The organism is Streptomyces sp. NPDC032940 (genome assembly GCF_040636935.1).
GTDB lineage: Bacteria > Actinomycetota > Actinomycetes > Streptomycetales > Streptomycetaceae > Streptomyces.
In genome coordinates, this window is record NZ_JBEZVJ010000064.1 from 1 (window position 1) to 10,333 (window position 10,333).

At 75.9% G+C, this 10,333-nt stretch carries 9 protein-coding genes and 1 pseudogene; 4 read left to right on the forward strand and 6 right to left on the reverse strand.

What is annotated here, in order from left to right; genetic code table 11:
* The coding region (locus AB0E77_RS33805; protein WP_361578743.1) for a hypothetical protein at positions 1-81 on the reverse strand (81 nt) is incomplete at its 3' end.
* 164 nt (positions 82-245) lie between these two features.
* Between AB0E77_RS33805 and AB0E77_RS33810 the strand changes: the two genes are divergently transcribed.
* A complete protein-coding gene (locus tag AB0E77_RS33810; protein ID WP_361578724.1) occupies positions 246-1,571 on the forward strand; it encodes a lipase family protein in 1,326 nt (441 codons plus the stop codon).
* Between the two features lie 283 nt (positions 1,572-1,854).
* Positions 1,855-3,342 (forward strand): MFS transporter, encoded by a 1,488-nt coding sequence (locus tag AB0E77_RS33815; RefSeq protein WP_361578746.1) that lies wholly within the window; start codon positions 1,855-1,857, stop codon positions 3,340-3,342.
* Here AB0E77_RS33815 and AB0E77_RS33820 read toward each other — a convergent pair.
* From AB0E77_RS33820 to crtI, 5 genes are all read right to left on the reverse strand, one after another.
* On the reverse strand, positions 3,306-4,253 hold the full coding sequence (locus AB0E77_RS33820; RefSeq protein WP_361578727.1) for an EamA family transporter: 948 nt from the start codon (positions 4,251-4,253) through the stop codon (positions 3,306-3,308). The genes AB0E77_RS33815 and AB0E77_RS33820 overlap by 37 nt on opposite strands.
* Before the next feature lie 94 nt (positions 4,254-4,347).
* Positions 4,348-4,824, reverse strand: a complete 477-nt coding sequence (locus tag AB0E77_RS33825; RefSeq protein WP_361578730.1) for an MSMEG_6728 family protein — start codon at positions 4,822-4,824, stop codon at positions 4,348-4,350.
* A 16-nt stretch (positions 4,825-4,840) separates the two neighbouring features.
* The gene (locus AB0E77_RS33830) at positions 4,841-5,851 is read right to left on the reverse strand and encodes a DUF5914 domain-containing protein (RefSeq protein WP_361578733.1); all 1,011 of its coding nucleotides are present in this window, start codon (positions 5,849-5,851) and stop codon (positions 4,841-4,843) included.
* The gene (locus AB0E77_RS33835; RefSeq protein ID WP_361578735.1) at positions 5,848-6,840 is read right to left on the reverse strand and encodes a phytoene/squalene synthase family protein; all 993 of its coding nucleotides are present in this window, start codon (positions 6,838-6,840) and stop codon (positions 5,848-5,850) included. Before AB0E77_RS33835 ends, AB0E77_RS33830 begins: the two co-directional genes overlap by 4 nt.
* Positions 6,837-8,339, reverse strand: a complete 1,503-nt coding sequence (gene crtI, locus AB0E77_RS33840) for a phytoene desaturase family protein (protein WP_361578737.1) — start codon at positions 8,337-8,339, stop codon at positions 6,837-6,839. Before crtI ends, AB0E77_RS33835 begins: the two co-directional genes overlap by 4 nt.
* Positions 8,340-8,882: 543 nt before the next feature.
* Between crtI and AB0E77_RS33845 the strand changes: the two genes are divergently transcribed.
* Positions 8,883-10,085 carry a lycopene cyclase family protein gene (locus AB0E77_RS33845; protein WP_361578740.1) on the forward strand — a complete coding sequence of 401 codons (1,203 nt, stop codon included), beginning with the start codon at positions 8,883-8,885 and terminating at the stop codon, positions 10,083-10,085.
* Between the two features lie 17 nt (positions 10,086-10,102).
* Positions 10,103-10,333: pseudogene (locus AB0E77_RS33850) on the forward strand (hypothetical protein); the annotation flags it as partial.

The following is a 10,333-nucleotide window of genomic DNA, read 5'->3' on the forward strand; positions in this document are numbered from 1 at the left end:
TGCGGCACCCAGCAGCATCGCCACCGGGACGACCCGCACATGCCGCCGGCCCACCAGGGCACGTGCCGCGTGCGGCGCCACCAGGCCGACGAAGCGTCAAGTTACTGAACCGTAACCAGTCAGCTGCTACCCGCGGTAACTCCTGTCCGGTTACGGTCCCGACACCTCACAGGAGCAGCGCGACAACGGCCCCTCACCACCGGTCCGGCGGACGACCGGCCCGGTCCTTCCCCAGGAGGTTCGCCATGCCCTCACGCCCCCGCATGCTCGCCGCGGCCGTCGCCGCGGCCCTCGCGCTCGGCGCCCAGGCCGTCCCGGCGGCCGCCACCGACGGCGACGCCGCGGTGGTGTCCCGCGGCGTCGAGATCCCCGCCTTCTACACCCCGCCCTCCACGCTGCCCGACGCCGACGGCACCCTGATCCGCAGCGAGCCGCTGCGCCTCGCCCTGAGCCTGCCCGGCATCGGCGGCCCGCTGCCGGGACGGGCGACCCGCCTGATGTACAAGTCCACGGACGCGAACGGCGGACCGGTCGCCGTCACCGGCGCCTACATCGAGCCGACCGCCCGCTGGCGCGGCGACGGACCGCGCCCCCTGGTCGTGGTCGCCCCCGGCACCATGGGCCAGGGCGACCAGTGCGCCGCGTCGATGGGCCTCGAACACCCCTTGCGGCTGAACGGCGAGACGGTCTCGGTCGGTTACGAGGACCTGTCGGTCTACCGGCTGCTGGCGCGCGGCGTCGCGGTCGTCGTCACGGACTACGCGGGTCTCGGTGCCACCGACCGGCTGCACACCTACGTCAACCGCGTCGACGAGGCCCATGCCGTACTGGACGCCGTACGCGCCGCCCGTGGCCTGGAGTCGGCGTCCGTCACCGCCGGCTCGCGCGTGGGACTGTTCGGCTACAGCCAGGGCGGCGGGGCAGTGGCCGCCGCGGCCGAACTCCAGGCGTCGTACGCCCCGGACGTCGAGCTGGCCGGCACCTACGCGGGCGCGCCGCCCGCGGACCTCGTGAAGGTCACCGAGGCCATCGACGGCAGTGACCTCGCCGGGGCGCTGGGCTGGTCGCTCAACGGCTTCCTCCAGAGCGAGCCGGCCCTGCGGCCCATCGCCGAGCGGTACGTCAACGCCGCGGGCGAGAAGGCACTGGAGGACCTGTCGACCATGTGCATCGGCGACGCCCTGTTCTCCTACGGCGGTGACGAGAGCACGGCCTGGACGAAGACCGGGCAGTCGCTCGGCGACATCATCCGGGCCGAGCCCGCGCTCCAGGCCTTCCTCGACGAGCAGCGCATCGGCACCGCGAAGCCGAGCGGACCGGTGCGCCTGGCCACCGGCGTCAGCGACGACCTGGTCCCGCACGGGCAGGCCCGTCAGCTGGCCGTCGACTGGTGCCGCAGGGGCGGCCAGGTCACCTACGCGCCGGTCCTGCTGCCCGGCGTCGGCAGCGGCCTGCTCAACCACGCCGCGCCCCTGCTCACCGACCAGGGCCCCGCCATCTCCTGGCTCACCGACCGGCTGGAGGGCAAGCCGGCCGGCTCCAACTGCTGGACCATGCCCGCACAGCCCTGAGCGCCCCGCACCGACCCGTGCGCACCTCGGCGACCACCGCCGGGGTGCGCGCTCTCGTTCGCCCAGAGGTTCGAATCCGCAAACGGGCCGGCCGCAGGCCCGGGGCCCGGCCCCACCGGAAAGCGGTGTGACCCGCGCGAACCCGGGCAGCAGCTCTGGCATGCGCCGGACGATCATTGCGGCGCACAATTCGCTCAGGCGAAACGTGGTGGAGCAACAGAGAGGCAGCAGCGTGACGGACGCGAAGCCTGACGGCACGTCCGGCCCCGTCGGCCGGACGAGGATGCCGAGCACGGTCGCGGCACTCCCGCGCCAGGTGCGCGAGGAACTGGTCCGCCGGCTCCGGCGCACCAAGCGCGCCTTCCGCGAGGAGGACGTCCAGGTCGTCGAGAAGCCGCTCCTCAAACGCGCGGTCGGGGCGTCGGCGCTGGGCAACTGCATGGAGTGGTTCGACTTCGGCGTCTACAGCTACCTGGCCGCCACCATCGGCAAGGTCTTCTTCCCCGGCGCCTCCCCGGCCGCCCAGGTCATCTCGTCGTTCGCCACGTTCGCCGCGGCCTTCGTGGTGCGCCCGCTCGGCGGCCTCGTCTTCGGCCCCCTCGGGGACCGCGTCGGACGGCAGAAGGTGCTCGCCACCACCATGATCATGATGGCGGCCGGCACCTTCTCCATCGGCCTGATCCCCAGCTACGCCACCATCGGCATCGCCGCGCCGGCCCTGCTGCTGCTCGCCCGGATGGTCCAGGGCTTCTCCACCGGCGGCGAGTACGGCGGGGCCACCACCTTCGTCGCCGAGTACTCACCCGACCGGCGGCGCGGCTTCCTCTCCAGCTGGCTCGACTTCGGCACCTTCGTCGGCTACGCCCTGGGTTCGGCGCTGGTCACCGCCCTGAACCTGTGGCTGACGGACGCACAGATGCTCTCCTGGGGCTGGCGGCTGCCGTTCCTGATCGCCGGGCCGCTCGGTGTCATCGGCCTGTACATGCGGCTCAAGCTGGAGGAGTCCCCCGCCTTCCAGCAGCAGCTCGACGAGCACGAGAAGAGCCTCGCCCAGGAGTCGGTGGGCGGCGAGTTCCGGACCATCGTCAAGGACCACTGGCGCCCGCTGCTGCTGTGCATGGGCGTCGTGCTGCTCTACAACGTCACCAACTACATGGTCACCGGCTATCTGCCGACCTACCAGACCGAGACCCTGGGCCGTTCCAGCGGCTTCTCCGACGTGCTGGTGCTGATCGGCATGCTGTGGATCGTCCTGCTGATCACCTTCCTCGGCCGGCTCAGCGACCATGTCGGCCGTCGTCCGCTCTACGCCGTCGGCGCCGCCGCGATGATCGTCCTCGCCGTGCCGGCGTTCCTGCTGCTCAAGTCGGACGGCACCGCGGCGCCCGTGCTCGGGGTCCTGATCCTGTCCACGCTGCTGGCCTGCTTCGCCGCGCCGAGTGCGGCCACTCTGCCCGCGCTGTTCCCGACGGCCGTCCGCTACGCGGCCATGGGCATCGGCTTCAACTTCGCCGTCGCCGCCTTCGGCGGCACCACGCCGCTGTTCACCGAGGCACTGGTGAGCATCACCGGCAACGACCTGATGCCCGCCTACTATCTGATGGCGGCCGGCGTCATCGGCCTGGTGACGGTGCGGTTCCTGCCGGAGAGCGCCCAGGTGCCGCTGCACGGCTCGCAGCCCATGGTCGGGTCCGTGCACGAACGTCGGGAGCTGATCAGCACCTCCCAGGACCTCTACAGCTTCTCCAAGGAGCGCTCGGCGAGCCGGTGAGCCGTCCGGGCACGGCCGCGCCGGGCGGCCAGGGCGGACCGTGCCGCCAAGGCCCCCGAGCCGACCGCCACCCCGGCGAACACCAGGCCGCTGCCCACGGCCTGCGCGAGGCCGTAGGCGCCGGTGCCGACGAGCGGGGCCGTGCCGGCGGCGGCGACCGGGATGAGACCGGAGAACAGGGTGGCGCGCTCGGCCCCGATGCGCTGCATGCCCATGTACCAGCAGACGAACCCGACGACGGTGACCACCGCCGCCTGCCACAGCAGCGCACCGGTCTCCACCGCGTCCGGCCGTCGCAGCCACCCGGCCCCGTCGAGCAGCACACCGGCGATCGCGGACTCGGCGGCGGCGGTCCCGCACACCACCGTGGACAGCAGACGCGGTCCCAGGGGGCGCAGGACGGGCACGGCGAGCACCGCGAACCCGACCTCACCGGCCAGCGCGCACACGGAGAAGGCGAGACCCGCGCCGTCGGTGCGCCCCCAGCCCTGGACCGTGAAGGCCCCGACGGCGACGAGGGCCGCACCGTGGAGCACGGCGCGCTGCGGCCGGCGCCCGTCCAGAAGCGGGACGAGCACGGCCACGACCACGGGCGCGCAGCCGACGAGGACGCCGGGGACCGCCGGTTCGGCGGTGCGCTCGGCGGCGAGGACGGCCAGGTTGAAGCCGACCATGCCGACGGCCGCCAGCAGGGCGAGCCGGAGCCGGTGGCCGGCCCCCAGCGTGCGCAGCCGGGCCACGGCACCCGGCCCGGCGAACGGGAGGAGCAGCAGGAACGCCAGGCCGTAGCGGAGGAACTGGCCGCCGGCGTACGGGTAGTCGCCGAGCAGGCTGTTGGCGGTGAAGGAGCCTCCGACGAGGACACAGGCGAGCGCGGCGAGCAGGGCCCCGCGCGTGGTGGTGGAGTTCATGCCGCCGACGTTAGGAAGCCGGGCGGTCCGGCACGAGGTCCACTTCCGGGGCCCTGTCGGGGACCAATCCGCGCCGGGCGCCCGCGCTCGGGCCCTACACCTCCCCCGGCTCTCGGTCCGAGGCCGGCCACACGTAGGGCAGGTCGTCGGGAACCCCCGGGAAGAGTCCGGCGTAGGCGTCGGGGTCCTTGCGCACCAGCGCCGAACGGTGGCTGCGGTGGAAGGCGTCGTCCCCGAGCCAGGGCGGCAGTTCCCCGGCGGCGGCCAGCTCCGGCTGGTCGCGCACGGCGGTGCCGGGGTGGGACGCGGCGAGCCCGGCCACCAACTGGGCGGCGCAGCCGTCCTGGTGCCCCTGCTCGCGCCAGACCCGGCAGATCTCCAGGCCGTAGCGGACGAGGGCCTCCTCGTAGCCGGTCCACATCCGCACCGCCGGGTGCCGGCGCCAGCCGTAGCCGGGCACGGTGAGGCCGCGCAGCACCTGGAGCGCCTCGACCCGCTGCTTGCCGAGCCGGCGGCGGTCCAGGGCGAGCGCCGACTCCCGGAAGCCGGGGTGGGGCAGGAAGGTCTGCATGACGGTCCTCCTCCGGTCAGCCGGGGAACAGGCCGCGACGGCGCAGGTCCCGGCGCCGTTCGGCGTAGGCGAGGTCGTCGCGCCACAGGCGGCCTGCGGCGGCCCGCAGCAGCGGGCGCAGGGCCGGTGCCAGGCGGCGTGCCACGGGGAAGCCGGGCCGGTCCGAGGTGGCCAGCACCGCTTCGGTGACCGTGGTCCGGGGCCTGCCGCGGTCGTCGGCGCCCAGCGGCGTGGCGTGGCTCTCCACGACGGAGCCGGCACCCTCGCCTTCGGTGATGCGCATGACCACGGTGCGCGGTCCGGGCGCGGTGAACTCGGCCCGTACGGGGACCACGAGCCGGCCGGTGAGCCGGAAGGAGACGTCCACCACGAAGCGGTCGTCGTCCCCGGCGTCGTCCGGGGCGCGTACGACGGTGAGGTCGACGAAGGAGTACGGGTGGAACCAGGCGCCGTGCCAGGGGTCGAGGCGGTTGGCGACGACGTCCTCCGGCTCGCAGAGGCCGGTGCCGTGCCAGACGGACGTCAGCGAGGCCGCCGGGTCCGGCCGGGCGGGCCCGAGGGGAGCCGGGGTGGGCGTCTCCCGGCCCACGCCGTCCAGCCGCACCCACACCAGGAGACCGTCGTCGTGGACCGGCAGGGGTTCCCAGCCGGCGAACGGGGTGCCGTCCAGGGCGAGTCCGTGCCAGTGGCACACGAGGGTCCCGCACCGTACCGGGCTGCCGGCCAGCGGGGCCCCGAGGTGCGGGCAGACGCCGGGACCGCCGACCAGCCGCCCGTGCGCGTCCCGCCAGACGACGACCTCGACGCCGTCGACCCTCGTGGCGAGCGGCCGGGTGGGGCGTACGCCGGTGGCGGCGCCGACCACGTACCAGTTGCCCGACGGACGGGCCAGCGCGCGCTCGAGGGCTCCGGCGATGAGGGCCGGGCGGGCCTCGCGCCAGGTCGGGCGCTGCCGCTGCCAGGGAACGGGGCGGCGGCGCAGCCGCAGCGGGTACCGGCCCCGGCGGGGCCGGGGGTCCTCGTTCATCGGGCCTCCTCCGCCTCGTGGGGCACCGCCGGGGGACGGGACGCCGGCGCGGTCCGGGCCGTGAGCCGGGCGGCCAGCACCCGGGTGATCCCGTCCGCCGCGACGGCCGCGCGACGGCCGTGGGACACCACGGCGCGCCGGTGCAGTACCGCGTATCCGCCGGCCGCGACGGCGTCGAGGATCTCCCGGTAGAGCACGTACGCGGCGCGGATGCAGGGCCGGGCGACGGGGTCCAGCATCGCGATGCCCGGCGCGGCATCGCGGTAGACGGCCCGGGTGAGGTCCTCGGCGGCCCGCAGCGCGGCGGTGATGCGCCGGTCGTGGCGGCCGGTGCGCCGGCTCCAGCGCAGCAGGGACCGCTCCACGCCGTGCGCGCCGAGCAGATCGGCGGGAAGGTAGACCCGGCCGCGGTCCAGGTCCTCGCCGACGTCCCGCAGAAAGTTGGTCAGCTGGAAGGCGACGCCCAGCGCGGCGGCGTGCGGGGCGGCCTCGGCGCGGGACGTCACGGTGCCGAGGACGGGCAGCATCTGCAGGCCGATCACCGCGGCCGAGCCGTGCATGTAGGCGCGCAGGTCGTCGTAGGTGGCGTAGTCGGTGACCGTGAGGTCGCTGCGCATGGAGGCCAGGAAGGCGGTGAAGTACTCCTGGTCGAGGGCGTGGCGGGCGGCCGTGTCGGCGACGGCGAGCGCGACGGGCTCCCCGGCGGGCCGGCCGCCGGCCAGCGCGTCCCGCAGGCGTTCCTCCAGCCGGGTCAGCGCGGCGGCGCGCTCGGCGGGTGACGCGTCGGCCCCCATGTCGTCGACGATGTCGTCGGCCCGCCGCGCGAAGCCGTACAGGGCGTGCACCGACGGTCTGCGGTCGGCGGGCAGGAGGCGGGTCGCGAGGAAGTAGGTACGTCCGTGACGGGCGTTGAGGCGGCGGCAACGGGTGTAGGCGGCGCGCAGCACGGGGTCGGTGATGCCGGCCGCGTCCAGTTCGCGGCGGGTCATCGGCGCCCGCCCCTCGGGGCCGTGCCGGTGATGCGGGCGGCGGCCAGCTTCCCCGAGATCAGCACCGTCGGCACGCCGACGCCCGGGGTGGTGCCGCAGCCGGCGAGGACCGCGTTGTCCGTGCCGCGCACCAGGTTGCGGGGCCGGAAGGGCCCGGTCTGGGCGAAGGTGTGGGCGACGGAGAACGGGGTGCCGGCGGCGTGGCCCTGGGCGGTCCAGTCGGCGGGCGTCACCAGGCACTCGACTTCGACGGCGGCGGCGATCCCGGTCAGTCCCCGGCGTTCGAGGGTGGCGAGGAGGCGGTCGCGGTAGCGGGGCGCGAGGTCGCTCCAGGCCGCGGCGTCCGGGCCGATGTCGGTGTTGGGGCAGGGCGCGAGGACGTAGTGCAGATGGCGGCCCGCGGGTGCGAGGCCGGGGTCGCCGGCGGTGGGCCGGGTGATCAGCAGGGACGGGTCGGTCATCAGGGCGCCGCTCCGGGTCAGTTCGTCGAAGGTCCGCCGCCACGCGGCGCCGAAGGACAGCGTGTGGTGGGCGAGGTGGGGCCAGGTGCGGGTGGTGCCGGCGTGCAGGACGACGGCGGACGGCGCGTGGCGCAGCCGCAGCGGGCGGCGCGGGCGGCGGCCCAGCAGCCGGTGGACCACGGGCAGGTCGGGGGTGAGGACGACGGCGTCGCAGGGGATGCGCTCGTGGGCGGTGACGACGGCGGTGACGCGGTTCCCGGACCGTTCCAGACGGGTGACGTCCCGTCCGAGGCGCAGGTCGGCCCCGGCGCCGGCCGCAGCGGCGGCCATGGCGCGGGGCAGGGCGTGCATGCCGCCGCGCGGGAAGTACACGCCGGCGACGGTGTCCATGTAGGCGATGACGGCGTAGGCGGCCAGGGCGCGGGCGGGTGCGACACCGGCGTACAGGGCCTGGAAGGAGAAGACGCGCTTCAGGCGTTCGTCCGTGAGGAAGCGGCCGATGCGCGCGTCCAGCCGGCCGAATCCGCCGAGGGCGGCGAGCCGGGCCAGGTCCGGGGTGAGCAGGCCGAGCGGCGAGTCGAAGTTGGCGTCGATGAACCGGCGCATCTGCACGGCGTACAGCCGCTGGAGCCAGGTGCGCAGCCGCCGGTACCCGGCCGCCTCCCGGGGGCCGGCGAAGCGTTCCACCTCCGCTTCCATCGCCTCCGCGTCCGTGTGCACGTCCAGGGTGCCGCCGTCGGCGAAGCACGCCCGGTAGGCGGGGTGGAGGGGCAGGAGGTCCACACGGTCGCGCAGGCGCTCGCCGACGGCAGCGAAGGCCTCGTCGGCGAGGTGGGGCATGGTGAGGACGGTCGGGCCGGTGTCGAGGCGGTACCCGCCGATCTCACGCCGTCCGGCCCGGCCGCCGGGCAGCGGCTCGCGCTCGACGACCGTCACCCGCCGTCCCGCGCCCAGCAGGTGCAGCGCGGCGGACAGGCCCGCGAGTCCGGCCCCGACGACCACCACGTGACCGGTACGGCCGGGCACCGTGCGGGTCATCGCGGGTCCTTCCCCGCGGACGGCCGCCTCCCCGGCCGGTCCTCCGGTCCGTTCCTGCCGTCGCCGGTCGTGCTGCGGCGCATCGCGGGTCCTCTCGTCGTCGGCTGCGGCGGCGCCGCGCGGGTGCCGCCGGCCGCCGTCCCACGTCGGCCGGGTGCGCCCTCGCGGATACGGACGCGTACGGGCCGTCGGCTCGGGCCGGCGAAGTGGGTCCGCGTCAGCCTTTCCCCCTTCGTCTCCGGCACGACGCCGCCCGGGCGCGTTCCCGCCCGGCTGTCACCCGCCCGGCGGGCACCCGGGGCCCGGTCGGGTACCCACCGGTGCCGTCCAGCGCGCCGTGCGTCCGGGAGCGGGGCGGGGCGGGAATACTCCGCCGGAGCAACGCCACCGCACCGTCGCGTGCGGGCGGCCCGCAGTGCGCGGGCTGCGCAGCCCGCGCGTGTCGCGGCCGTGGTGGCAGCCCCTGCGAACCGGCGGGCCGTGGGGCCGAGGGACCCGCGTACGTCCGGTACCGCGGCCGGACCGGACGGAAGGAGGCGGACCGTGGTCGACGCGGACATCGTCGTGGTCGGTGCCGGGGCCGCGGGCCTCTCGCTGGCGCACCGGCTCCCGGCGGGCACACCCCGCCGTCCGGCCCCCTCCGTCGTCCTGGTCGAGCCGCCCGCCGGCCCGCTGCGTCCGCCGCCGCGCACCTGGTGCTTCTGGGAGACGGGACCCGGCCGATGGGACCCGGCGGTGACGGCGTCGTGGGAGTGGCTGCGGGTGCGCGGCCGCACCGGCGAGGTCGTCCTGCGTCACATCGCGCCCGCACGCTACAAGATGATCCGCTCGGACGACTTCGAGGCGCTGGTGGACCGCGAACTGAAGGACCGCCCGGGGCTGCGGCGCCTGGAGGCCACCGTCGACACGGTGACGGCGCTGCCGGACGGCACCGCACGGCTGTCGGCCACGGACGCCGCCGGCGCACGCGTCTCGCTCTCCTCCCGCTGCGTCTTCGACTCCCGCCCGCCCGGCCGTCCGGGCGCCGCGCGCACCCGTCTCCTCCAGCACTTCCGCGGCTGGTTCGTCCGCACCCGGCGGCCGGTCTTCGACCCGTCGGTGGTCGAGCTGATGGACTTCCGCACCCGGCAGCCGGCGCGCGGCCTGTCCTTCGGCTACGTCCTGCCGACCGGCCGGCGCACCGCGCTGGTCGAGTACACGGAGTTCGGCCCCGAGCCGCTGACCGCCGAGCGGTACGACCGTGCCCTGGAGGAGTACACGCGCCGCGTCCTGCTCCTCGGCGCCGCGGAGGTCCTGTCGACGGAACAGGGGGCGATCCCGATGACCGACGCCGTCTTCGAGCGGCGGGCCGGCGACCGCGGCAGCGTCTTCCGGATCGGCACGGCGGGCGGGGCGACGCGCGCCTCCACCGGCTACACGTTCGCCGCCGTGCAGCGCCAGGCGGAGGCCGTCGCCCGTGCCGTCCGCGCGGGCCGCCGCCCGGTCCCGCCGGCGCCGTACCCGGCCCGGGCGCGCCTGATGGACGCGGTGCTGCTGCGCGCGCTGGACACCGGCCGGGTCGACGGCCCCGACCTGTTCTTCCGGCTGTTCGACCGCGTCCCCGCCCGGCGGCTGCTGCGCTTCCTCGACGGGCGGACCCTGCTCCACGAGGACCTCGCGGTCGGCGTGCGCACCCCCGTCCTGCCGATGCTGCGCACGGCAGCCGAACTGCCGTGGCTGCCCCGCCGCCACGTCATCGCCCGCTGAACCGTCAGGAGCCGTCGATGTCCCTGCCGCGCGATGCCGCGCCCGCCGCCTCCGACCGGGGCACCGAACGGGCCGGCCGGCCGGCCGCGCAGGACCCGGGCCACCACGCCCGGCCGCGCCGCCCGGCCCTTCGGCCGGCCCGCGCCGGCGGCGGCGCCGGAGCCCGGGTGCCCGGCCCGGGGCGCGGCACGGGCGCGCCGGGGGTGCCGGGCGCGGCGGGCCCCGGCGGCGGGGGCTGGCCGGGCGGG

Excerpts from the sequence above, each read along its gene's own strand:
- AB0E77_RS33810 (WP_361578724.1), top strand. The coding sequence starts at position 246 with ATGCCCTCACGCCCCCGCATGCTCGCCGCGGCCGTCGCCGCGGCCCTC.
- AB0E77_RS33815 (WP_361578746.1), top strand. The coding sequence starts at position 1,855 with ATGCCGAGCACGGTCGCGGCACTCCCGCGCCAGGTGCGCGAGGAACTG.
- AB0E77_RS33820 (WP_361578727.1), bottom strand. The coding sequence starts at position 4,253 with ATGAACTCCACCACCACGCGCGGGGCCCTGCTCGCCGCGCTCGCCTGT.
- AB0E77_RS33825 (WP_361578730.1), bottom strand. The coding sequence starts at position 4,824 with ATGCAGACCTTCCTGCCCCACCCCGGCTTCCGGGAGTCGGCGCTCGCC.
- AB0E77_RS33830 (WP_361578733.1), bottom strand. The coding sequence starts at position 5,851 with ATGAACGAGGACCCCCGGCCCCGCCGGGGCCGGTACCCGCTGCGGCTG.
- AB0E77_RS33835 (WP_361578735.1), bottom strand. The coding sequence starts at position 6,840 with ATGACCCGCCGCGAACTGGACGCGGCCGGCATCACCGACCCCGTGCTG.
- crtI (WP_361578737.1), bottom strand. The coding sequence starts at position 8,339 with ATGACCCGCACGGTGCCCGGCCGTACCGGTCACGTGGTGGTCGTCGGG.